The organism is uncultured Arthrobacter sp., from assembly GCF_947495145.1.
Lineage (GTDB): Bacteria > Actinomycetota > Actinomycetes > Actinomycetales > Micrococcaceae > Arthrobacter_D.
This window is the reverse complement of the sequence record NZ_CANLXP010000008.1, coordinates 65,956-89,528: the sequence shown is the minus strand read 5'-3', so window position 1 is coordinate 89,528 and position 23,573 is coordinate 65,956. Positions and strand designations below refer to the sequence as shown.

Below are 23,573 nucleotides of genomic sequence, written 5' to 3'. Positions count from 1 at the left end.
CTACCTGGCTTCCTGGATTGCGGAGGCTAACTGCTGGTCGCGGGAATCTTCCTCGGGAAGTTCGGTGCGCCAGCTGCGCTTCGGCTCCCACCCGAGCAGCCTCCGCGCCTTCTCAATCGAAAACGCCGGGCTGGTGCCGTGCAGACCGGCGGCGAGCGCACCCACCGCTGGCAGATAGCGCGGAATGAGTTCGGACAGCGGTTCGCGGGCCATCGCGTCGGCTGCGCCCACAAAGAAGGTCTCGGCGTTGGGGATCCGATCCATGGACTGCATCAGCACGTCCAGGAAATCCGCCACATCGCGGGCGTCAACGTAGTTGAAGATTGCCGACGCGGCCAGCGACGGATCGTCCAGCCGTTCGACGACGGTGTTCCCCTGCTGCGTCGGCGCCCCCGCCCATTCCTCCGGCGAAATAACGTAGCAGGGCCGAAACGCGGCGTAGCGGATCCGCTCACCCTGCGCTGCGGCGAACATACGCATTGTCTGCTCGGCGAGAAGTTTGGAAAGGGCGTACGCGTGCCACGGTTTCGGCGTCGTCTGCTCGTCGAGGGGGAAGGCCTCCGGCATCCAGCCGGCCGGGGATCCGTAGCCGAGCACCGTTGGGCTGGAAGCGGTGATGATCCTGCCGACCCCGAGGTCGGTGGCCGCACCCATCACCTGCAGCGCCAACTGACCGTTGGTCTGCAGGATGACATCCTCCGGCGCACTGAACGGAACGGCAATCGCGGCAAGGTGAATGACGACGTCGGGCCGGTGCTCCTCAATCACACGGCGGGCAACGCCCGGTTCCAACAGGTCAACCGACTCCTGACGCACCTGGTGGGGAAACACACCGTCGGGAACCGGCGCGCGGTCCACGGAGACGACGTCGTACCCTGCCTCTGCGAGGCCGGTCACCACACTGCGGCCCAGCCTGCCGGATCCGCCCGTGATGAGGACTGTGGTCTGCGCCCGCTCAGCCACGGCGATTCTCCTTGCTTTCGGTGCGGTCGTTGCTTTCGGCGCGGTCGGTGAGTTCGGTGCGTTCGGTGAGATCCGCGCCGAGGCCGAGTTCGCTGATGCGAACCGGGAGCGACGATTCGAGCGAGGCGTTCCCCGCAATGCCGACAGCGACGGCGCGTAGTCCGTCCAGGTATCCCGACGGCCTTCCCAATGGGTCCTCCCCCGGCCCTTCGAACAGGTCGGTAAGCAGCAGCGCATCACCGCCGCCGTGGCCGCCCTCTCCGTTCACGATCGGCACTTCCACGGCAGCTTCCCAGTGGCGCTGCAGGATGAGGCGTTCTCCGTTGACGCGGACGGCGTCGTCTTCCTCCACCGGGGTGGCACTGGGATCGACGACGTTCTTCTGTTCGGTGCTGTTGGACACCGCGGCGCGTTCCACGACTTCGAGCTCCACGCGGCCCTGTGTGCCGTTCACTGCCACGCGGTAGCCCTCCCAAGGGCTGTGCGCGTTGAGGGAGTAGCTGAGAGTCGGGCCGCCGGCGTAGTCAACCACGAGGGCAAGGTTGTCCTCGATGGTGATGCCCGGGGCGAAAACGTCCTGGTCGCGCTGGTAGCCGTCGTGGTGTTCGTTGGCGTAGTAGAGCGCGTTGAGCCGCTCATCCTCGCGCAGGTCAAGGGCAAACGGATCCCCCGCGGCGGAGTCGGTGGTTCCGCGCTCCGGCCGGTCCGTCAGCCCTCGGCCCGCAGCGTTGCGGTCGCCGTAAAAACGGAGCCCGCCGCTGGCGAAGACGCGTTCGGGGACGTCGTCGATCCACCAGTTGACCAGGTCAAAGTGGTGGGACGCCTTGTGGATCAGGAGCCCGCCGGAGTTCTCCTTCTGCCGGTGCCAGCGGCGGAAGTAGTCGGCGCCGTGGACGGTGTCGAGCATCCAGCTGAAGTCGATCGAAGTGACCGAACCGATCGCGCCGCTCTGGATGATCTCCTTCAGCGCGCTGTTACGGGGCGAATACCGGTAGTTGAAGGTGACGACGACGTCGCGGCCGGTGCGGTCGATCGCGTCGGAGATCCGGTGGCAGCCCTCCGCGTCGATGGTGAGCGGCTTCTCTACGACGACATCGGCACCTGCTTCCAGCGCCTCAACGATGTAATCGGCGTGCGTGTAATCGGGCGTGGTCACGATGACGCGGTCAATGCGGTTGTCGCGGATGAACCGGGTCAGGTCTTGAGGCTGGAACTGCGTCACCGCCGTCGCCGGTGAGAGTTCGACGGCACGGGCGAGGTAGTACTGAACCCGCCCCGGATTGGTGTCGCTGATGGCCACGAGCTCCACCGAGGACGAGTGATCGCCGAGCGCTGCCTGCACGTACATCTCGGCACGCGATCCGGTACCGATCAGAACCACTCGGGCGCGTTCGCGTTGCTCCGGCTTCGAATCGGCCTGCTGCTCTGCAGGAAGAGTATTGGGGGCGGTGCTCATGGGGCTCCTTCGGATGCGGCATCAGCGGAAGATGCTGCACCGTCGCTGTGAGAAAACGTTTTCTGAAATAGGTTATATGCTTTGTATCAACACACCGGCACACCCGTCAACCATTTGCTGCGGGGACGCCGATTCCCACCCGGATGAGGAAACCTATGGCCAGGAAAGCAGCCAACCGCAGGGTAGGCATCACCGACGTCGCACAGCGGGCAGGAGTCTCACTGGCTTCGGTATCCCGCGTCATGAACGGCAACTTCTCGGTGGACCCGGAAATTGCGGCCAGGGTGCGCACCGCGGCTGCTGAGCTGAACTACCAGCCCAACGCGGTGGGCCGCAGCCTCGCGCTGGGCAAGACCGACACGATCGGCGTCGTCGTGCCGGATCTCGCCAACCCAACCTTTCAAGGCATGCTCCGTGGCGTCAGCCGCGCCGCCGCGCAGGACGGCTATCGCGTCCTCATCGCCGACTCGTCGGAGGTTTCCAGCGAAGAATCAATTTTGGCGGGCGAAGCACGACGGCGGTGTGACGGCGTCGTGCTCTGCGCACCGCGCATGAATGAGGCTGAGCTGGAAGCGCTTCTTCCGTCACTGCGTCCGCTGGTGCTCGTCAACCGTTCGACGGCGGACACCCAGACTCCCAGCCTGGTGGTCGATTACGGGCAGGGAGTGCAGGACCTGGCTGCGCATCTTGTCGAGTTCGGGCACACGAAGCTTGCGTTCCTCGAAGGGCCGGAGCGAAGCGCATCCAACCAGGCCCGTCTGCAGGGGCTCGAGAAATTTCGGGTGGACCATCCGGAAGTTGAACTTTCCATCCTCCCGGCGGGTTCCAGTTTCGAGGCCGGGCATGGCTCGGTGGACGGTGTCCTCGAGAGCGGCGCGACTGGAGTACTGGCCTTCAACGATCTCGTTGCCATGGGGCTGCTGAGCGGCCTGCACGAGCGGGGCATCGACGTTCCCGGGGAAATCAGCGTCACCGGGTTCGATGACATCCCGTTCGCCAACTACACCACTCCCCCGCTCACCACGGCGGCGGTGCCGATCAACGACATCGGCGAGCAGGCCTGGCATGAGATGCGGCGGCTCCTGGGGGACGGCGACTTGGAACCTTCGCACACCACGTTCCAGCCGGAGGTTCGGCGGCGCGGAAGTACGGGTCCGGCGGCGGGTTAGCGGTAGGGCGTCCTGCCTCGCACAGAAACTGCCCCTGGGTGCAGGCTCGCCGGTTCGAACCGGCGACCCTGCGCCTCCGGGCAGTTTCTCTGCGATGGCCGACCGTGCAACCGCTGCGAGTTGCTCCCACTACAAAGCAGGCTTAGTGTTCTCGGAGGAAACACTCACTTATAGGAGGCATCATGATTGGTTTCATCATCGCCGGATTGATCATCGGGGCACTCGCCCGGCTCATCAAGCCGGGCAAGCAAAACCTCGGACTGCTCGCGACCCTGCTGCTGGGGCTTGCCGGCTCGGTGATTGGCGGCGTCATCGCCAACCTGCTCGGCACCGGCGACATCTTCGAGCTGAACATTCTCGGTTTCGTCGTGGCGGTTATTGCATCCGTACTGCTGATCGGTGTTGCCGAGAGCATGTCCGGCCGCCGCAACCGCAGCGTGCGCCGGTAACTCAAGCACGACGCGGGGCGTTCACCCCCGCACAGAAACGGCCCGGAAGTGCGGGGCCGCCGATTCGAATCGGCGGTCCTGCACCTAGGGGCCGTTTCTGTGCCGTGTGCCGGACCGTGTGCCCAGTGCCGGGCCGTGTGCGCAGTGCCGGGCCGGGAGCGTGCGCGGGCCGGGTGCCGGGCGCGAGTGCCGCGGCCGCTTCGCGAGCCGCTACCGTCACAACGCCTTCACTGCCCCGAGGACACGGGTCAGCGAATCCTTCGCATCGCCGAACAGCAGGGTGGTCTTCGGCGAGTACAGCAACTCATTCTCGATCCCCGCGAACCCCGGCCGCATTGACCGCTTGAGGAACACCACCTGCTGGGAATCAGCGACCTCGAGAATCGGCATCCCGTAGATTGGCGAGCCCGGTGAGGTCTTGGCTGCCGGATTCACGACATCATTTGCGCCCACCACCAGGGCCACGTCCATGTTCCGCAACTCCGGATTCACCTCGGCCATCTCCCGCAGCGACTCATACGGCACGTTGGCCTCCGCCAGCAGCACGTTCATGTGCCCCGGCATGCGCCCGGCCACCGGGTGGATTGCGAAAGACACCTCCACTCCCCGGGCTTCCAGCGCATCCGCAAGCTCGGCGATCGTGTGCTGCCCCTGCGAGACCGCCAGGCCATAGCCCGGGACGATCACCACACGCTGAGCAAACCCGAGCATGACCGCCACATCCTCCGGCCCGGAGGAGCGCACCGGGCGCTCGCTCACGGTCCCTGCCCCGGCCGTGGAACCCCCACGGAACGCGCCGAACAGGATTCCCGCGACACCCCGACCCATCGCCGCGGCCATCGCACGGGTCAGGATGGTGCCGCTCGCGCCGACCAGCGTTCCCGCCACCAGCAACAGCACGTTGTCGAGTACCACGCCGGACGCCGCCACAGCGAGCCCGGTGAATGCGTTGAGCAGGGAAATCACGATCGGCACATCCGCCCCGCCCACCGGCAGGACCAGCAGCACGCCGCCCGCCAGTCCGAGCAGCAGCAGGACGGTCGCCCACACCAGGTCCCCCGTCACCGTCACCAGTGCGGCCGCAACCAGGAGAAGTACGACGACGGCCGTCATCACCCAGCGCATGCCGCCAAAGATGACCGGTCGCGTCGTCATCAACTCCTGCAACTTCGCCACCGTCACCCCCGAGCCGGCGAATGACACCGCGCCCACCACGAGAGTGAAGACGACGGCGGCGCGCACCCACGCGTCGTCGTGCGCTGTCAGTTCAAGGATGGCCACCAACGCTGCCGCACCACCGCCGACGCCGTTGAACAGCGCAACGAGCTGGGGCATCTGCGTCATCTGGACGCGCCGCGCAATGGGCGCGGCAATCAGCGCCCCCACGACAACGGCAACAAGAATGGCGAGCACGTTCTCCAGGCGGACGGAGAGAAAGACGGTGACGACGGCGAGCGCAGCTCCAGCGGCGCCGATAAGGTTGCCGCGGCGGGCAGTGCGTGGGGAGCTCAGGCCCTTGAGCGCAAGGATGAAGCACACGGCCACAACCAGGTACAGCAGCGCGGTGGCTTCCGCCGGAAGGAGGTTCATGCGTCGTGCTTCCGGTCGGACGTGCCGGGCTGGTTGCGGCCACGGAACATGTGCAGCATGCGGTCGGTCACCACGAATCCACCCACAAGGTTGACCGTGGCGAGCAGCACCGCGAACAGTGCCAGACCCAGCGGCAGGAGCTCGGTGGCCTGACCGGCAACGAGAATCGCGCCGATGAGGATGATTCCGTGGATCGCGTTGGCGCCGGACATGAGCGGTGTGTGAAGGGTGCTCGTCACCTTGGAGACCACTTCGAAGCCAACAAACACGGCGAGCACCACAACTGTGAGCAGCGATGGCAGGTCCATCAGGAGACTCCTTCCAGCGCAGCCGCTGTGGGCTGGTGCATCACTTTGCCCTCGTGCGTAAGGCAGGCTCCGGCAACGACGTCGTCGGTGAAGTCAGGGAGCACGCGCCCGTCGGCGGTCATGAGCTCGACGAGGTTCGCGACGTTGGCGGCGAACAGCCGGGAGGCATCGGCCGCCATCGCCGACGCGGCGTCCTTCATGCCCACCAGGGTGACCGTCCCGCCGGCGCCCTGTACCGGAACGTCATGCCCTGCCCTGACGCCCTCCACATTTCCACCGGTTTCGGCGGCCAGGTCGACGACGACGGCGCCGCCCTGCATCGCCCGAACCATGGCGGTGGTCACCAGCAGCGGCGCCGGCCGTCCGGGTACTGCCGCCGTGGTGATCAGGACATCCGCTGCGGCAACATAAGGCGCGAGGAGTTCACGCTGGCGTGTAGCCCGGTCAGCACTCATCTCCCGGGCATATCCACCGGAGCCTTCGATGGCGTCAAGGTCGAGGTGAACGAAGGTCCCGCCGAGCGAGGTCACCTCATCCGCGGAGGCGGGGCGGACGTCGTACGCGGATACCCGGGCGCCCAGCCGCTTTGCCGTCCCGATTGCCTGCAGCCCGGCCACTCCGGCACCGAGGACCAGCACGCGGGCAGGCGGTACGGTGCCCGCAGCAGTCATGTAGAGGGGGAAGAAGCGGGGGAACCGGATCGCCGCCTCAAGGACAGCACGATAGCCGGCAACGAGGGACTGGGAAGATAGCGCATCCATCGACTGCGCACGGGAAATTCTCGGGATGAGCTCGAGTGCGAACGCGGTGACTCCTGCTTCCGCAAGCGCCTTCACCGTCGGCAATTCGGCGGCAGGGGACGCGAAACCGACGGTGATCGTGCCCGGCTTGAGGGCGCGGGCTTCATCCGGGGTCAGTGGCGCGACATGGCACAGGACATCGGCATCGATGAGCTGAGGAAGGACTTCCGCGCCGGCTTCCCGGTAGGCGTCGTCGTCGTGCCCTGCGGAAATACCGGCACCAGACTCAACGGCAACATTCAGGCCGAGCTTGGCGAGTTGGCGAACTGAGGCGGGAGTCGCCGCCACGCGGCGCTCGCCCGCACGGGTTTCCCGCTTCACGCCCACCAACACGATCCGGTCCCCTTCCACACGGTGGGCACCTTTGCCCAGCCGCTGAGACATAGCATCACACAGCCGGAGAGCGGTTGGAACTGCGGAGCTGGCGCTGTTGTCGGAAGGTTATCTGGCGCAGCTGGCGGAGGCTGCCTTTTTTATGCCGATTCGCGCCACACCACCGAGGTGCTCAACATCCGCACCTCGGCCTCCTTGCCCTCGATCTGGGCGAGGACAAGCTCTGCCGCCGCGCGTCCCAGCAGGTCTGCCGGTTGCTTGACTGTGGACAGCTGTGGCTTGCAGCGCAGTGCCCAGCTGCTGTCATCGAAGCCCACTATCCCGACGTCGTCCGGCACCCGCCTGCCCTGCTCCTGCAGGGTGGCCATGGCACCGGCGGCCACCGCGTCAGAGGCGGCAAAAACGCCGTCGAGATCCGGCCGTCTACGCAGGAGTTCGGCCATGCCGTCAGCACCGGCAGCATAGGTGTAAAGCGGGAACTCGAGAACGAGGTCCGGGTCGAATGCCGGCCCAAGCGCAGTCCGGAAGCCCTCAAGCCGATCCTGGCCGGAGTCGCGGTCCAGCGCGCACGCGATCATGCCCACCCTGGTCCGGCCGGTGTCCAGCAACCGGTGAACAATTGCCCGGGCGGCTGCCACGTTGTCGATTCCCACGTACGGGATGTCGGGTGTTCCCGGCGGATGGCCGACGAAGGCGGCCGGAATCTTCAGGTTGCGCACCGCCGTCGCAATGGGATCGGAGGTCCGTGCAGAGATGATGACGGCCCCGTCCACCAGTCCCCCGCGTAGATAGTCCGCCACCCGCTGACTGTCACGTGCCGTGTCGATGATCAGGGAAACCAGTTGATAGTCCGCGGCAGAAAGCACGGAGTTGGCACCGAGGAGGATCGACCCGATGTTGGGGTCTTCGAACAACAGGGAGTGCGGCTCGTGGATGATGAGGCCGATTGCCCGGGACTCCTGCCGCACGAGGTTCCGCGCCGCCGAATTGCGCACGTAACCCACCTGAGCAATAGCCGACTCCACCGCCATTTTTGCCTCGGGCGAGACGTACTTTTCTCCGTTCACAACCCGTGAAACCGTCCCCCGGGACAGACCCGCCGCGGAGGCAACATCATTGATTGTCGCCCGCCGACGGCGCACGCGAGTGGAGTCCATACCGATACTGTAACGGAGCTGACGAACCGGCGAATCCGAACTAAACGTTGACATGCCCGTGTGACGCAGACTACTCTGTGAACGTTCCCAGATTGCGCAGAATATCGCGTTTCACGCTTTCTGGGAACGTTCACAGAAGTAACGACAAACAGTCAAGGACCTTACGTGCCGACCAACACCTCGCCGATCGCCCAGTTAGCCCCCGAGGGCGGCCTGGTATTCGGCTGCGATTACAACCCGGAGCAGTGGGATGAGGCCACGTGGGCCGAAGACGTGCTGCTGATGCGCGAGGTCGGGGTCAATCTGGTGGCCGTGAACATCTTCGGTTGGGCAGAGCTTCAGCCCGACGCCGAGACTTTCCAGTTCGACCGGCTCGACGCCGTTCTGGACCTTCTCCACAAGAACGGCATCGGCGTCAACCTGGGAACCGGCACCGCTTCCCCACCGCCGTGGCTCACCAGCGCCCACCCCGAAATCCTGCCTGTCACCGTGGATGGCGACACCCGTTGGCCGGGCGGGCGCCAGGCCTGGTGCCCCAGCTCCCCTGCCTTCCGGTCTCACGCACTGAGGCTGGTTGAGGAAGTCGCCCGAAGGTACGGCGCGCACCCCGCGGTACGCCTCTGGCACGTGTCCAACGAACTCGGCTGCCACAATGCGCTGTGCTACTGCGACGCTTCGGCCACGTCTTTCCGGCGCTGGCTGCAGGCCCGCTACCCCACGCTGGATGCACTCAACGCCGCGTGGGGCACCGCATTCTGGAGCCAGCGGTACTCGGCATGGGAACAGGTGCTCCCACCGCGCACCCCGCACGCCACCCCCAACCCCACGCAGGTCGTGGACTTTAACCGCTTCAGCTCCGACGAGCTCCTCGGGTACTACCGGGCCGAGGCCGACACTCTCCGCGCACACAGCACCCTCCCCGTCACGACCAACTTCATGGTCACAGCGCACATCCGCACCCAGAACTACTGGCAGTGGGCACCGGAAATGGACCTCATCGCCAACGACCACTACCCGGATCACCGGCTCGATGACCCGGTGCAGGAGATCGCACTCGCCGCCGACCTCACCCGCGGCCTGGCACAGAACCGGCCCTGGATCCTGATGGAACACGCCACCAGCGCGGTCAACTGGCAGCCCAGGAACATTGCCAAGGTGCCCGGCGAGCTGCTGCGCAACTCCCTTTCCCACCTCGCCCGCGGTGCCGACGGCCTGTGCTTCTTCCAGTGGCGCGCGTCCCTGCAGGGAAGCGAGAAGTTCCACTCGGCAATGCTTCCCCACGCCGGAACCGACTCAAAAATCTGGCGCGAAGTAACCGAACTGGGCCAGACACTGGGCCGGTTGCGTGAAGTCGCCGGCAGCACCGTTACAGCGAAAGCAGCCGTGGTCTTCAGCTGGGAGGCCTGGTGGGCCTGCGATTCCGACTCCCACCCTTCCTCCGACCTCCGCTACCTGGACCAGGTGCATGCGCTCTACGGCGCCCTGTGGGACGCCGGCATCACCGCCGATTTCCTGCCGCCGGACGGCGACTTCACCGGTTACGACCTCGTGCTCGTCCCTGCGCTCTACCTCGTTACCGACGACGACGCCCGCCGGCTCACCGATTACGTCCGCCGGGGCGGCACCGCCGTCGTCTCCTTCTTCAGCGGCATCGTCGACGAGAACGAGAGGGTGCGGCCCGGAGGCTACCCCGGCGCCTTCCGGGACCTGCTCGGTATCTCGGTCGAGGAGTTCCACCCGCTGGCCGCCGGCGAGAAACTGCAGCTTTCAAACGGCACGACGGCGGCACTTTGGAGCGAAGCCCTTCGCACCACGGGCGCTGAAGCCGTTCTAACCATCACCGACGGCCACCTCGCCGGGACCGCCGCCGTCACCCGCAACTCCTTCGGGAACGGCACCGCCTGGTACCTGGGTACGTCGCTCGGCAAGGAAACCCTGCTGGAAGTGATCAGCGACGCCGCCCGCGCCGCCGGGATTCCGGCCTCCGGGACGCGCGGCGTGGAGATCGTCGAGCGGGTTTCCGAAGACCAGCGCTATCTCTTCGTTCTCAACCACACCACGCAGGACTACAAGCACCGGATCACCGGAACTGAACTGGTTATCGGCACGGAAGTTGCCGACGTCGTCGTCGTTCCGGCGGGCACCGTCCGCGTTGTACGCACCCATTCAACAGGCAGCACCGTATCAACAGGCAGCACCGTATCAACAGGCAAGGAGGCCTCCTGATGGCTACCCTGGACCAGGCCCAGACGCCGCCCGGCACCGCCGGAAGTTCGCGGCACATTTCGAACAAGCGGCGAAGCACGCGCAAGGCGGTAGTCGTCTTCGTGGCGCCGTTCGCCGTGCTCTTTGTCCTCTTCTACGCGGCGCCGATCATCTTCGCGATCATCCAGTCGCTCCTCACCGTCGAACGCGAGGGCACGTTCGGCGCACCCCAGCAGGTTTTCGGCGGGCTCAGCCAGTACGCGATCGTGTTCCAGGACCAGGCGTTCTGGGCCTCCGTGGGCCGGGTACTGCTCTTCGGTGTGGTGCAGGTACCCATCATGCTGGGCATGGCGCTGCTGTTTGCGCTCCTGCTCGATTCGCCGCTGCTCAAGGGCAAGAAGTTCTTCCGGCTGGCGTTCTTCGCCCCGTACGCGGTGCCGGGCGTCATCGCGGCGATCATGTGGGGATTCCTGTACTCGCCTTCGCTCTCACCGTTCAGTGCGGTCACCTCGGAAATCAACTTCCTCGACGGCTCCCTGGTCCTGTGGTCCATCGCCAACATCGTGACCTGGGTGTACGTGGGCTACAACATGCTCATCATCTACGCATCGCTGCTCGCCATCCCCACCGAAATCTATGAGGCCGCGCGGCTTGACGGCGCCTCGAATGCCCAGATCGCCTGGCGGATCAAGATCCCGCTGGTGACTCCGGCGATCATCCTCACGGGCGTGTTCTCCATCATCGGCACGCTGCAGCTCCTCGCGGAACCGCAGACCCTGCGCAGCTTCAGCTCGGCAATCAGCAGCACCTACACACCGAACCTCGCGGTCTACACCACGGCGTCGATCCCCAACTACAACCTGGCCGCTGCGTTCTCGGTTGTCCTCGCAATCGCCACCTTCATCCTCTCCTTCGTCTTCCTGAAGGCAACCCAGCGGAAGGTATCCCAATGACCACGGCAGCCGTTCCCCTGTCCGCTCCGGAGAAGTCCCGTTCCCGGGGACCGCGGCAAAGCATCATGTCCCGCAGCGCCGCCATGCTCATCATGGGCGTCTTCACCCTCTACTTCCTGACCCCGATCTGGTGGCTGCTGGTCACCTCCACGAAGTCCGGCGGTGACATCACCGGATCAGCCGCACTGTGGTTCACTCCGGACTCCTTCACCACGTTCTTCAGCAACATCACCGGATTGTTCCAGTATGAGAACGGGCTCTTCGTCAAGTGGCTCCTGAACAGCGCCCTTTACGCGGGGGTCGGCGCGTTCCTCGGCACCATCATTGCGGCGATGTGCGGCTACGCGCTGTCCAAGTACGAGTTCAAGGGCCGGGAAGCCATCTTCAACGTGGTCCTCAGCGGAGTACTGGTACCGGCCACAGCGCTGGCCCTGCCGCTGTTCCTGATCTTCAGCGAAGTGAACTTGACCAACACCTACTGGGCGGTCTTCCTGCCCAGCCTCGTCAGCCCCTTCGGTGTCTACCTCGCGCGGATCTATGCCGCAGCCTCGGTTCCCGGGGAACTCCTCGAGGCAGCCCGGCTGGACGGCTCCGGTGAAGTGCGGACCTTCTTCACCGTTTCCAGCCGCCTGATGGCGCCGGCGCTGGTGACCATCTTCCTGTTCCAGTTCGTCACCATCTGGAACAACTTCTTCCTCCCGCTGATCATGCTGCGTGACCAGGCCCTCTTCCCGGTGACGCTCGGTCTGTACGCGTGGAACAGCCAGATCAGCCAGATCCCGGAGCTGCGCACGTTCGTGATCATCGGCGCACTCGTCTCCATCCTTCCCCTCATCATCGCTTTCCTCGGGCTGCAACGCTTCTGGAGCAGCGGACTCGGTGCGGGAAGCGTCAAGTAACCCAGACCCCAAGAAACTGCCGGAGACGCCCGTCACCGGCACCGTCCATACACAAAGGAAAAACAGAATGCGTATGCATCACGGAAAGACCACCGCCGCCGTCGTCATGGTCTCCGCTCTGGCCCTCGCGGGCTGCGCCGGCGGAGGCGACAGCTCCGGCGCTCCCGAGGCAGCAGCGTGCGAGCCCTCCACCGAGCCCGTGGAGCTGACCTTCACCACGTGGGTTCCGGGCATGGACCAGGTGGTGGAGCTATGGAACGAGGAGAATCCGGACGTCCAGGTGACCGTCCAGACCGGCCCCAACGGCAACTCCGGCACGTACCAGAACTTCTTCAACCAGCTGCAGGCAGGCAACGCGCCGGACCTCGGCCAGATCGAGTACGACGCCCTCCCCAACTTCCGTGTCCAGGACGGGCTCGAGAACATCGCGGCCTGTGAAGGTATCGGCGACGCCGGCGACCAGTTCATCGACTGGACCTGGAACCAGGTGACCTTCGGTGAGGAGGACGCGGTCTACGCCATCCCGCAGGACAGCGGACCCATGGCGCTCTTCTACCGGGCGGACCTCTTCGAGCAGGCCGGGATAGAGGTTCCGACCACCTGGGAAGAGTACGCAACCGCCGCCGAGCAGATTCGGGAGGAAGGCGCCTACATCACCAACTTCCCTCGCTCGGACGTGAACTGGTTCGCCGGCCTCGTCTGGCAGGCTGGTGGCGAGTGGTTCAGCAGCGAGGACGACGGCTGGGAGGTCAACCTCACCGGCGAAGAGTCGACGCAGGTGGCCGAGTACTGGCAGGGGCTGCTCGAGGATGACCTCGTGTCCACCCTCCCCTCGTTCTCCGACGAATGGAACGCGTCCTTCAACGAGGGCGACCAGTGGACCTGGGTTTCCGCGGTCTGGGGCACCTCGACGCTGCAGAGCGGCGCGCCGGATACCGCCGGCAACTGGGCTGTTGCTCCCATGCCGCAGTGGGACGCAGGCCAGAGCGCTGCCGGCAACTGGGGCGGCTCCTCCACAGCGGTCCTGAAGGGATCCGACCACCCATACGAAGCCTCACAGTTCGCACTGTGGCTAAATACCGATCCTGAGGCGCTGGCGCTGGCGAACGAGCTCGGCGGACTGTACCCGGCAGCGAGCGCGGGTGCCGACCTGGAGGCCTTCGCCGGTGCGTCCGAGTTCTTCGGCGGACAGGCTGTCTATGACGTTTTCGCCGAAGCCTCCGAGAACGTTGACCCCGAATTCACCTGGGGACCCACCATGACCCAGACCTACACGGACGTCTCGGACGGCTTCGGTGCTGCGATCGGCGGAGAGTCCACCCTGATGGAGGCGCTCCAGCGCGGTGAAGACCAGACGGTTGACGCCCTGAAGGCACAGTCCATCCCCGTAGTGGAGTAGCCCTCCCACAGATTCGCCGGCTTGCTGCCTGGCCACCGTCGGTTTCGGTAGGTCAGGGAGCAAGCCGGCTTTTTTATCTCGCCGATGAAATAGTCAGCAGACTGCATACTTTCAGCGCACCATCAGGCAGCGCCTGTAGCATTGGAGGATCTTCGGGGAAATGGGGACCCTTTCGCGGCTGGGAAGTCGATTTCGACTCAGGGATTTTTATGACCATCACTTCACCCGCACGCTCCGTCCGTGTTTCCAAACCGAACGACGTCGTTGCCTCCTACTCCACGCTCCTCAAGCAGGTGCGCAAAGAAGGCCTGCTGACGCGTAAGCGCGGCTTCTATATCTCAGTCATGGTGCTCCTCGGGCTCGCGCTGGGCGCCGCCTGGACAGGCTTCGCCCTCCTCGGTGACACCTGGTTTCAGCTCCTGATCGCGGGCGTCCTGGGCATTGTCCTGACGCAGATCGCGTTCCTGGCACACGAGGCATCCCACCGCCAGATCTTCGCCTCCCGCGGCGCCAACGACTGGTCCGGGCGCATCCTGGCTGCCGGCGTCGTCGGAATCAGCTACCAGTGGTGGATGAACAAGCACTCGCGCCACCACAATGACCCGAACGTGGTGGGCAAGGACCCGGATATTGAAATCGACACGATCTCCTTCATCGAGGAAGATGCAGCCAAGGCCAAGGGCATCCAGGCATGGATCACCCGCCGCCAGGGCTACCTGTTCTTCCCGCTCCTCACGTTCGAGGGCCTGAACCTTCACGCCCGTTCCATCGCCACACTGTTCCGCCCCGGTGCCGTCCAGGGCCGCTGGGTTGAGCTTGCGCTCCTCGCGGTGCGTTTCGGCCTCTACCTCGGCGTGCTGTTCTGGTTCCTGCCCGTCGGCATGGCGTTTGCGTTTATCGGCGTGCAGATGGCGGTCTTCGGTATCTACATGGGCGCCTCGTTCGCGCCGAACCACAAGGGCATGCCGGTCATCCCGCGCGACAGCAAGCTGGACTTTTTCCAGAAGCAGGTTCTCACCTCACGCAACATCCGCGGCGGCAACTTCGTCAACAACGCTTTCGGCGGCCTGAACTACCAGATTGAGCACCACCTCTTCCCGGACATGCCGCGCCCACACCTGCGCAAGGCAGCGGTAATCGTGCGCGAACACTGCGAACGCCTCAAGGTCCCCTACACCGAGGTTGGTGTCGCGGCGTCCTACGGTGCGGTTGTCTCCTACCTCAACCGGGTAGGGCTCGCCGCGCGCGATCCCTTCGATTGCCCCATGGTCAACCGGTACCGCCGGCGCTGATCTCAAACTGCCATTACGACGACGGCGACCCTCACCATTCGGCGAGCGGTCGCCGTCGCTCTTTGTGCTGGAGGGACTTGGTGCGGGGTGGGTCAGGCGTTCCAGAGTCCGTAGGAGTCGGCCAACGAGGAAATCTTCTGGGCACGGGCAAGGCGCGGCAGGTAGGAGCCGTCGCCCACGACTGCGCCGGACGCGTGGGCGTCGAGGAGTTCGTGAGCCCACTGGATCTCGGACTCGCTCGGCGAGAGGCCATGATTGATGGTGTCGGCGGCGTCGGGCCGCAGGCAGAGCTTCCCGGTCATACCCATCGAGGCGGTGACCTTGCACGCCTCCAACAGATCGTCGCCCAGGGCGCCCACCGTCGGTCCGTCGATCGGGCCGGGCAGTTGCCCCACGCGGGAAGCGACCACGAGCTTGGCGCGGGCGTAGGCGAGCGCCATCGGATCGTCAGAGGCGCCGGTGTCGCGGCGGAAGTCGCCGACACCGAAGGCCAACCGGAACGTACCGGGAGCGCTGGCAATCGCCGTTGCATTCTCGATGCCGAGCGCGGATTCGACCAGCGCGAGCACCGGCGTACCCGCCTGCAGGCGCATGGCGGTGTGGGTGACCTGCTCCGGCTTCTCGGTCATGGCAAGCATGACACCGCGCAGGCCCGGCGCCTTGGAGAGGGCAGCAAGATCGTCAGCCCAGTAATCCGTTTCGATACCGTTGACCCGCACCCAGGCCGTCATGCCGGTGGAGAGTGCTTCGACAACCCGTTCGCGCGCTTCAGGCTTGGACTCGGCGGGCACCGCATCCTCGATATCGAAGACAACCGAATCCGCCTCCGAGGCGAGCGCCGGCGCAAAGTTTTCCTCCGACGCCGCAGAGGCGAGCAGCCAGGAACGGGACAACTTGGCGGGAAGCGCAGCAGCGCGGCTATTACGAAGGGGGGCCATACCTAGAACCTTACGCAACCGGCGTCGTCGTAATCCACCGCCCGGCCATGTGGATCAGTAAACACTACGACCAAAATAGGCTTTTGACCGGCGCCGTCCCGGTTACTAAGCTTTCCACAATACAGTAGCGAATTATCACTAGACGAAACTGTCAACCCAGACGAAAGAGGAAAGCATGAAGAACGAACTCGCAATCGGAGACCCGGCTCCCTCGTTCACCCTCCCCGATGCCGACGGACAGCCCGTGGGCCTCGCCGAGTTCCGCGACCGCAGCGTAGTTGTGTACTTCTACCCCAAGGCGGAGACGCCCGGCTGCACCACCGAGGCGTGCGACTTCCGCGACAACCTCGCGTCGCTCCAGGGCGCCGGCTTCAGCGTTGTAGGCGTTTCACCTGACACTCCGGAGGAGCTCGCGTCCTTCAGCAGCAACCACGGTCTGGCGTTCCCGCTGCTTTCGGATGTCGACAACGAAGTCGCAAAGGCCTGGGGCGCGTACGGGGAGAAGGAACGCAACGGTGAAACCGTCGTCGGCATTATCCGGTCTACCGTCGTCGTGGGCGCGGACGGCAGGGTTCAGCATGCCGAGTACGGCGTCGACGCGAAGGGCCACGTTGCGCGCCTGCGTGAGCAGCTGAGCGTCGTCTGACTCTTGGTCATCCCGGCGATGCAGAAGGCCCTCCCTTGGCGAAAAGGGAGGGCCTTCCTCGTTCCCGGACGGACGTGCTAGCACCCTTCCGGAGTCTGTTTGCATCGAGTGGGCGCCTGGAACGGCCCCCGGCACCACATGTGGTTATAGGCGCCCACTCGATGCGAATTGTAAGTGGGTCAGGCGGCTCCGCGGCGGAGCAGGCGCCCCGTCGGCTTCTCAAGGTCCAGCACCTCACCGCGCAGGTAGGTGGAACGGACGACGCCGGAGAGCGCCTTTCCCGCGTACGGCGAGATGGGGTTCTTGTGGTGGAGCTTGTTCACGTCGACCACGAAGGTGTCATCCGCCGCGAAGATGGAGAAATCGGCGTCGTACCCGAGTGCGAGCTTTCCTTTGCGCTGCAGGCGGGCCAATCCGGCGGGACGGGCTGACATCCACTCCACAACCTGCTCGAGCGGGATGCCTCGCTTCCGCGCCTCCGACCAGATCAGCGAGAGACCCAATTGCAGCGAGGAAACGCCGCCCCACGCCACGCCGAAGTCGCCGTTTTCGAGATCCTTGAGGTCCAGGGTGGACGGCGAATGGTCGGACACAATGCAGTCGATCGTCCCGTCAATAAGCCCCTGCCACAGGAGCTCGCGGTTGGACGCCTCACGTATCGGCGGGCAGCACTTGAACGCCGTGGCACCGTTCGGGATTTCCTCCGACAGCAGCGTGAGGTAGTGCGGGCACGTCTCAACAGTGAGGTGCACGCCGTCGCGCTTGGCCGTTGCAATCATGGGCAGTGCGTCCGACGACGACAGGTGCAGGATGTGCGCACGCGCACCGGTCCAGCGGGCCCGTTCGATGACCTCGGCGATGGCGACGTTCTCCGCCCCGCGCGGGCGGGATGCGAGGAACTTCGAGTACTGATCCCCCTCGGCGGACGGTGCACGGTCAATGGAACGCGAGTCCTCGGCGTGAACGATCATGAGGGAATCGAAGGTTTTCAACTCCGCCATGTCAGTTTCCATCTCATCGGCCTCGAGGTGTGGGAACTCGTCCACACCGGAGTGGAGCAGGAAGCACTTGAACCCGAAGACGCCCTCGTCATGGAGCGGACGCAAATCCGCTGTGTTGCCGGGAATCGCGCCGCCCCAAAAGCCCACGTCAACGAAGGACTGAGTTTCCGCTACTGCCCGTTTCTGCTCAAGCGCGTCCACGTTGACCGTGGGTGGGATGCTGTTCAGCGGCATGTCGATGATGGTGGTGACTCCTCCCGCCGCAGCTGCCTTCGTGGCTGAGGCAAAGCCCTCCCACTCCGTCCGGCCGGGTTCGTTGACGTGCACATGAGAATCAACCAGCCCCGGGATCAGCGTCTCATCGGGACCGAGTTCGACCACCGTGGCGCCGTCGAGGCCATTGCCCAGCGGCTCCATCGCCACAATGACGCCGTTCCGGACGCCGACTTCCCGGGCGGCGATTCCCGCCGTCGTCAGGACGCGCTCGCCGCGGATGACGAGGTCATATGTTTCGTTACTCATGCGTTTCCCTACCCCTTGGCTTCCTGTTGTCCGACGCCCACACCAATGGAGGCGGCGATACTCTGCCCTACCTGCTCAAGCAGTTCCCCGGCGTTCGCGATGCACTTGCCGACGTCGGGCTCCAGGTCGGTCAGCGCGTACACGCTCTGAAACCCTGCCGCTGTGACCTGTTCATGGGTGAGCGTCGTTCGTCCACACACGGCAATCACCGGGATGTCCCCGGCCGCTTTCACCACGCCCAGCGGCGTCTTCCCGCCGAGACTCTGCTCATCCAGACTGCCTTCACCGGTGATCACCAGATCAGCACCGTCCAGCTTGCGGGCCAGTCCGGTGTGCTCCAGTACGACGTCGATGCCCGGCCTTCGCTCTGCGTTCAGTACCGCAAGGGCTGCGTAGCCGACACCGCCCGCGGCTCCTGCGCCCGGCGCAGCGGCCGGGACACGGGCGCGCGACCCGAGTTCCTTCTCAAGCACCTCAACGAACCGGGCCAGCGCACCGTCCAGGTGAGCGACGTCGTCGGGCGTTGCTCCCTTCTGTGGGCCGAAAACAGCGGCAGCGCCGTTGGGGCCGAGAAGGGGATTGTCGACGTCGGACGCGAGCGTGAACGTCGTCGTCGCAAGCCGCGGGTCCAGGTCGGATAGGTCAATCCTGGCCAGGTCAGTCAATGCCGCGCCGCCAGAGGGAAGCGCGCTGTCTGTTGTATCGAGCAAAGCGGCGCCGAGGCCGGTAAGCATCCCGGCGCCGCCGTCTGTGTTCGCGCTGCCGCCGACGCCCAGCACAATTTTGGTGCAGCCGGAATCGAGTGCATAGCGGATCAGTTCGCCGGTGCCGGAACTCGTCGCGTCGCGGGCCTGCAGCACTCCCCCGGGAAGAACCGCGAGCCCGGACGCGAGGGCCATCTCGATCACCGCCGTGGAATCGCGGATGGCGACCGGAGCCTCGAGCGGTTCACCCGTCGGTCCGGAGACCGTGGCGATGTGGCGGTCGAATCCGGCGGCGAGGGCAGCATCGAGGGTGCCCTCACCGCCGTCGGCCACTGGGACAGTATCCACGGTCAGCCCCGGGTCCGCGGTCAGCAGCCCGGCACGCAGCCGTTCTGCGACCTCGGGAGCCGTGAGCGATCCCTTGAACTTGTCCGGTGCAATGACGATTCGCATGACGCTATTGAACCAGCCCTCTAGACGAGCAGGGAGATGGCCGTGGGGGCGTCGTCGGACGATTCGGCGAGGTCCTCGAACTCGTTGATCGCGTCGATTCCGGCTGCTCCCATGGAGATGTTGGTGACGCGTTCGAGGATGACCTCCACGACCACGGGCACGCGGTACTCCTGCATGAGCGCTCGGGCCTTCTCGAAAGCAGCCTGCAGATCATCGGCCTCACGGACGCGGATCGCCTTGCAGCCCAGGCCCTCAGCGACCTTGATGTGGTCCACGCCGTAGCCGTCGAGCTCGGGTGCATTCACGTTCTCGAAGGCGAGGGATACGTGGTAGTCCATCTCGAACCCGCGCTGGGCCTGGCGGATCAGGCCGAGGTAGGAGTTGTTCACCACCACGTGGATGTACGGCAGCTGGAACTGCGCGCCGACTGCCAGTTCTTCGATCATGAACTGGAAATCGTAGTCGCCGGAAAGCGCGACGACGGTCTCCCCCGGACTCGCCTGGGCCACACCGATAGCTGCCGGTGCAGTCCAACCCAGCGGGCCGGCCTGGCCGCAGTTGATCCAGTTGCGGGCCTCGTAGACGTGCAGGAACTGCGCGCCGGCGATTTGGGAAAGGCCGATGGTCGACACGTAGCGGGTATCCCGGCCGAAAGCGCTGTTCATCTCCTGGTACACGCGCTGCGGCTTGACCGGCACGTTGTCGAAGTTGGTCTTGCGCTGCATGGTGGACTTCCGCTGGGCACAGTCCTTGACCCAGGCGTTCCAGTCCGGAAGGCCCTGCTGCGCCTTGCGTTCGCGCGCAATGGCGACCAGGCCGCTCAGGGCGGCACCGGCGTCGGACACTATGCCGAAGTCGGGCGAGAACACGCGGCCGATCTGCGTGGGCTCGATGTCGATGTGTACGAACTTGCGTCCCTTGGTGTAGACGTCGAGGGCGCCGGTGTGGCGGTTGGCCCAGCGGTTGCCGATGCCGATCACGAAGTCCGACTCCAGCATGGTGGCGTTGCCGTAGCGGTGCGAGGTCTGCAGGCCGACCATGCCCGCCATCAGCTCGTGGTCGTCGGGAATGGTTCCCCAACCCATGAGCGTGGGGATCACGGGGATGTTCAGCAACTCTGCGAGTTCCACCAGCTGCTCGGAGGCGTTGGCGTTGATGATGCCGCCGCCGGCCACGATGAGGGGCTTTTCGGCCGCCGTCAGCATGTCAAGGGCCTTCTCCAGCTGCTTGCGCGTGGCGGCGGGCTTGTGGACCTGGAGGGGCTCGTAGGTGTCGGGGTCGAACTCGATCTCGGTTTGCTGGACGTCGATCGGCAGGTCGATCAGCACGGGCCCGGGGCGCCCGGTCCGCATTTCGTAGAACGCCTTCTGGAACGTGCCGGGAACCTGGCCCGCTTCCATGACGGTAACGGCCATCTTGGTCACCGGTCCGGCGATTGAGGCGATGTCGACGGCCTGGAAATCTTCCTTGTACAGCTTGGCCACGGGTGCCTGGCCGGTGATGCAGAGGATGGGGATGGAGTCCGCCATGGCCGAATAGAGCCCGGTGATCATGTCGGTTCCGGCGGGGCCGGAGGTGCCGATGCAGACGCCGATGTTGCCCGGTTTGGCACGCGTGAAACCTTCGGCCATGTGCGAGGCGCCCTCAACGTGGCGGGCAAGGATGTGGTGGATGCCGCCGTGGGTGCGCATCGCGGAATAGAAGGGGTTGATTGCTGCTCCGGGCAGGCCGAACGCCGTGGTGGCGCCCTCCTTCTCCAGGATCGCAACGGCTGCGTCGACAGCGCGCATTTTAGGCATGGTGTGCTCCTACTACGTGAGTTTCAGATCCGTTGAGTTGTCAGGACACACCCCTTATGAGGTGTCTTTCGGGGCGTGTCCTGCCAAATGAACGGGAAGGGTGTGGGTTATTTGCCGGACAGCTGGTTGATCAGCTTGAAGAGGCCGGAGTGATCCAGGCCGCCGTCGCCCGTGTTGACGAGCGAGGCAACCAACTGCGCGACGACGGCACCCAGTGGGGTGGCCACGCCTGCTTCGCGGGCGGCTGAGGTGACAATGCCGAGATCCTTGTGGTGGAGGGCTAGTCGGAAGCCGGGGTCGAAGTTGCGGTCGAGCATCTTCTGTCCCTTCTGGTCGAGCACCTTGGAGCCGGCGAGGCCGCCGCCAAGGACCTTGAGGGCGGCGTCGGTGTCAACGCCGTAGGCCTCAAGGAAAACGATCGCTTCAGACAGGACGCCGATGTTGACGGCGACAATGAGCTGGTTGGCAGCCTTGACGGTGTGGCCGGAGCCCGACGGGCCGACGTGGACGATGGTCTTGCCGACGGCGGTCAGCACGTCCTGTGCGGCGTCGAAGTCTTCCTTCTCTCCGCCAACCATGATCGAGAGGACGGCGTCGATGGCGCCCTGCTCGCCGCCGGAAACCGGTGCGTCCAGCGGCTTCAGACCGGCGTCGCGCGCCTGCCTGGAGAGCTCAACCGCGACGTCCGGGCGGATGCTGCTGGCATCGATCCAGAGGGCGCCCTTTTTCGCGTTGGCGAGGACGCCGTCGTCCCCGCTCACCACGCCCTCGACATCAGGTGAGTCCGGAACCATGGTGATGACGACGTCGGCATCCTTGACGGCGTCAGCGATGCTGGTTGCCGCTGAACCGCCCTCCGCCACCAACTTGTCCATCTTGTCGGAGCTGCGGTTGAAGCCGGTAACTGTGTGGCCGGCCTTGACGAGGTTGATGGCCATGGGCAGGCCCATAATGCCAAGTCCGATGACTGTGACGTTGCTCATTCTGTATGTCCTTCGAAGTCTGTTCAGTGGTGGGTGGGCCCACGCCCGGCGGGTTCCCTGGCCGAGCTTGCGAGGTTAGGGAGCGGGTGATGGGCCCACGCCCGCCGGGTTCCCTGGCCGAGCTTGCGAGGTTAGGGAGCGGGTGATGGGCCCACGCCCGCCGGGTTCCCTGGCCGAGCTTGCGAGGTTAGGGAGCGGGTGGGGACTAGCGGGAGGCGTGTTGGCGGATGGTCCAGTTGAAGGCGGTGCCCGCCGATTCCTTGTACTCGAGCCCGATGTCGCCCTCATACCCGAGTTCACGGCTGCGGGTGATCCACTCTCCGAGCGGGAGGTCCCCGCTGCCGGGAGCTCCGCGGCCGGGGGCATCGGCGATTTGGATGTGGCCGAAGTCCCTGGCGTGGTTCTCAATGACCTGCGCTACGTCGTCGCCGTTGACGGCCAGGTGGTAGAAGTCAGCGAGGAGCTTGATGTTGCTCTTGCCGGTCTTCGCGATCACGTTCAAAGCGTCCTGTGCCGTGAGCAGCGGATATCTCTCGGCGCCGCTTACCGGCTCCAGAAGGACAATGCCGCCGATTGCAGCTACCGCGTCAGCCGCGAACGCCAGATTCTCGACGGCGACGGCGTCCTGTTCCTCGGGGCTCACACCATCAATTCGGTTGCCATACAGCGCATTGAAAGCCTTGCAGCCCAGACGCTCACCGATCCCGACGACGACGGGAACGTTGGCCCGGAAGTCATCCTGCCGCTCCGGCCAGGACACGAGTCCGCGGTCGCCGCCCGGCATGTTGCCGGCGTTGAAGTTGAGGCCGGTGAGCTGAACGCCGGCGTCGGTGATCGCGTTTTCGAAGGCTGTGACATCCGCTTCCGACGGGGTGGAGGTATCGAACGGCCACCAGAACTCGACGGCGTCGAAGCCGGCCTTCTTCGCAGCGGACGGCCGCTCCAGCAGCGGCAGCTCGGTGAGGAGGATGGAGCAGTTCACGGTGTAGGTCATCATCGATCCCTTTATGTTCTTTCGCCTTATTCGTTATTCCGTATTGTGGAAGTAACTTTCTGTCTAATGAAATAGTAGGGGTTGGGTGTGACGTGAGTCAACCGGCGTCGTCGGAAAAACTGCCCGGAGGTGCAGGGTCGAATCGGCGATCCTGCACCTCCGGGCAGTTTCTGCGGGTTACACGCCGCACCGTCACGCGTCACGTCGCACGGGCAGCACACCGTGCGCCGGCGCGATAGCCTTAGGGACAGGAGAGGGGACCGATGCAACGCGCGCACAGGCATGACGACGTAACGGCAATGATCGAATGGCCGCGACCCTTGAAACCGCAGGCACTCAAGATCATCAAGAACGTTCTGCTGGCCGTGCTGGTTGTCACGGCACTCGTGCAGATCATTCCGTTTCAGGTGCTCGGCGGGCTCGCCAATCACCTCTTCACAGTCCTGCTCCTTCTGTCCTGGGCAGGGCCGGCACGGCGGTTCCTGCAGCGCCGTTCGGCCGAACGCAACGAAGGCCGCAACGAGGAACACGAGGGACCGGCCGCGCCGGAGGAGAAGTAG

21 protein-coding genes are annotated in these 23,573 nt (G+C 65.0%); 9 read left to right on the top strand and 12 right to left on the bottom strand.

Annotated elements, in window-relative coordinates; translation table 11 throughout:
- Together Q0877_RS08000 and Q0877_RS07995 are read right to left on the bottom strand one after the other, a co-directional pair.
- Positions 1-963 carry an NAD(P)-dependent oxidoreductase gene (locus tag Q0877_RS08000; RefSeq protein WP_299166867.1) on the bottom strand — a complete coding sequence of 321 codons (963 nt, stop codon included), beginning with the start codon at positions 961-963 and terminating at the stop codon, positions 1-3.
- Positions 956-2,419 carry a Gfo/Idh/MocA family protein gene (locus Q0877_RS07995; RefSeq protein ID WP_299166866.1) on the bottom strand — a complete coding sequence of 488 codons (1,464 nt, stop codon included), beginning with the start codon at positions 2,417-2,419 and terminating at the stop codon, positions 956-958. The genes Q0877_RS08000 and Q0877_RS07995 overlap by 8 nt, the downstream gene beginning before the upstream one ends.
- Before the next feature lie 155 nt (positions 2,420-2,574).
- Between Q0877_RS07995 and Q0877_RS07990 the strand changes: the two genes are divergently transcribed.
- Both Q0877_RS07990 and Q0877_RS07985 read left to right on the top strand, forming a co-directional pair.
- On the top strand, positions 2,575-3,588 hold the full coding sequence (locus tag Q0877_RS07990; protein ID WP_299166865.1) for a LacI family DNA-binding transcriptional regulator: 1,014 nt from the start codon (positions 2,575-2,577) through the stop codon (positions 3,586-3,588).
- 182 nt (positions 3,589-3,770) lie between these two features.
- Positions 3,771-4,037 (top strand): GlsB/YeaQ/YmgE family stress response membrane protein, encoded by a 267-nt coding sequence (locus Q0877_RS07985; protein WP_299166864.1) that lies wholly within the window; start codon positions 3,771-3,773, stop codon positions 4,035-4,037.
- 216 nt (positions 4,038-4,253) lie between these two features.
- Here Q0877_RS07985 and Q0877_RS07980 read toward each other — a convergent pair whose 3' ends face one another.
- From Q0877_RS07980 to Q0877_RS07965, 4 genes are all read right to left on the bottom strand, one after another.
- Complete coding sequence (locus Q0877_RS07980; RefSeq protein WP_299166863.1) at positions 4,254-5,627, bottom strand: NAD(P)(+) transhydrogenase (Re/Si-specific) subunit beta; 1,374 nt, start codon at positions 5,625-5,627, stop codon at positions 4,254-4,256.
- A complete protein-coding gene (locus Q0877_RS07975; RefSeq protein WP_299166862.1) occupies positions 5,624-5,935 on the bottom strand; it encodes an NAD(P) transhydrogenase subunit alpha in 312 nt (103 codons plus the stop codon). The genes Q0877_RS07980 and Q0877_RS07975 overlap by 4 nt, the downstream gene beginning before the upstream one ends.
- A complete protein-coding gene (locus Q0877_RS07970; protein WP_299166947.1) occupies positions 5,935-7,068 on the bottom strand; it encodes a Re/Si-specific NAD(P)(+) transhydrogenase subunit alpha in 1,134 nt (377 codons plus the stop codon). The genes Q0877_RS07975 and Q0877_RS07970 overlap by 1 nt, the downstream gene beginning before the upstream one ends.
- Before the next feature lie 140 nt (positions 7,069-7,208).
- Positions 7,209-8,225, bottom strand: a complete 1,017-nt coding sequence (locus tag Q0877_RS07965) for a LacI family DNA-binding transcriptional regulator (RefSeq protein ID WP_299166861.1) — start codon at positions 8,223-8,225, stop codon at positions 7,209-7,211.
- Between the two features lie 165 nt (positions 8,226-8,390).
- Here Q0877_RS07965 and Q0877_RS07960 point away from each other — a divergent pair, with 165 nt between their 5' ends.
- The 5 genes from Q0877_RS07960 (at position 8,391) to Q0877_RS07940 (ending at position 14,973) form a co-directional block, all read left to right on the top strand.
- Positions 8,391-10,451 carry a beta-galactosidase gene (locus Q0877_RS07960; protein WP_299166860.1) on the top strand — a complete coding sequence of 687 codons (2,061 nt, stop codon included), beginning with the start codon at positions 8,391-8,393 and terminating at the stop codon, positions 10,449-10,451.
- Positions 10,451-11,383, top strand: coding sequence for a carbohydrate ABC transporter permease (locus tag Q0877_RS07955; protein WP_299166859.1), 933 nt, complete (start codon positions 10,451-10,453; stop codon positions 11,381-11,383). Before Q0877_RS07960 ends, Q0877_RS07955 begins: the two co-directional genes overlap by 1 nt.
- Positions 11,380-12,282: a carbohydrate ABC transporter permease gene (locus tag Q0877_RS07950; protein ID WP_299166858.1), complete on the top strand. Its 903-nt coding sequence runs from the start codon at positions 11,380-11,382 to the stop codon at positions 12,280-12,282. Before Q0877_RS07955 ends, Q0877_RS07950 begins: the two co-directional genes overlap by 4 nt.
- 67 nt (positions 12,283-12,349) lie before the next feature.
- On the top strand, positions 12,350-13,681 hold the full coding sequence (locus Q0877_RS07945; protein WP_299166857.1) for an ABC transporter substrate-binding protein: 1,332 nt from the start codon (positions 12,350-12,352) through the stop codon (positions 13,679-13,681).
- Between the two features lie 209 nt (positions 13,682-13,890).
- Positions 13,891-14,973: an acyl-CoA desaturase gene (locus tag Q0877_RS07940; RefSeq protein WP_299166856.1), complete on the top strand. Its 1,083-nt coding sequence runs from the start codon at positions 13,891-13,893 to the stop codon at positions 14,971-14,973.
- A gap of 92 nt (positions 14,974-15,065) precedes the next feature.
- On the opposite strand, the gene Q0877_RS07935 is transcribed toward Q0877_RS07940, so the two are convergent.
- Positions 15,066-15,911 (bottom strand): CoA ester lyase, encoded by an 846-nt coding sequence (locus Q0877_RS07935; RefSeq protein ID WP_299166855.1) that lies wholly within the window; start codon positions 15,909-15,911, stop codon positions 15,066-15,068.
- A 175-nt stretch (positions 15,912-16,086) separates the two neighbouring features.
- On the opposite strand from Q0877_RS07935, the gene bcp reads away from it, so the two are divergent.
- Positions 16,087-16,557, top strand: a complete 471-nt coding sequence (bcp, locus tag Q0877_RS07930) for a thioredoxin-dependent thiol peroxidase (RefSeq protein ID WP_299166854.1) — start codon at positions 16,087-16,089, stop codon at positions 16,555-16,557.
- A 179-nt stretch (positions 16,558-16,736) separates the two neighbouring features.
- Here bcp and allB read toward each other — a convergent pair whose 3' ends face one another.
- From allB to Q0877_RS07905, 5 genes are all read right to left on the bottom strand, one after another.
- Positions 16,737-18,080, bottom strand: coding sequence for an allantoinase AllB (allB, locus tag Q0877_RS07925; protein ID WP_299166853.1), 1,344 nt, complete (start codon positions 18,078-18,080; stop codon positions 16,737-16,739).
- 8 nt (positions 18,081-18,088) lie between these two features.
- Positions 18,089-19,237 carry a glycerate kinase gene (locus tag Q0877_RS07920; protein WP_299166852.1) on the bottom strand — a complete coding sequence of 383 codons (1,149 nt, stop codon included), beginning with the start codon at positions 19,235-19,237 and terminating at the stop codon, positions 18,089-18,091.
- Between the two features lie 20 nt (positions 19,238-19,257).
- Positions 19,258-21,036 (bottom strand): glyoxylate carboligase, encoded by a 1,779-nt coding sequence (gene gcl, locus Q0877_RS07915; RefSeq protein WP_299166851.1) that lies wholly within the window; start codon positions 21,034-21,036, stop codon positions 19,258-19,260.
- A 107-nt stretch (positions 21,037-21,143) separates the two neighbouring features.
- Positions 21,144-22,046 carry a 2-hydroxy-3-oxopropionate reductase gene (locus Q0877_RS07910; RefSeq protein WP_299166946.1) on the bottom strand — a complete coding sequence of 301 codons (903 nt, stop codon included), beginning with the start codon at positions 22,044-22,046 and terminating at the stop codon, positions 21,144-21,146.
- A 178-nt stretch (positions 22,047-22,224) separates the two neighbouring features.
- Positions 22,225-23,013: a hydroxypyruvate isomerase family protein gene (locus tag Q0877_RS07905; RefSeq protein WP_299166945.1), complete on the bottom strand. Its 789-nt coding sequence runs from the start codon at positions 23,011-23,013 to the stop codon at positions 22,225-22,227.
- A gap of 263 nt (positions 23,014-23,276) precedes the next feature.
- Here Q0877_RS07905 and Q0877_RS07900 point away from each other — a divergent pair, with 263 nt between their 5' ends.
- Positions 23,277-23,573 (top strand): hypothetical protein, encoded by a 297-nt coding sequence (locus Q0877_RS07900; protein WP_299166850.1) that lies wholly within the window; start codon positions 23,277-23,279, stop codon positions 23,571-23,573.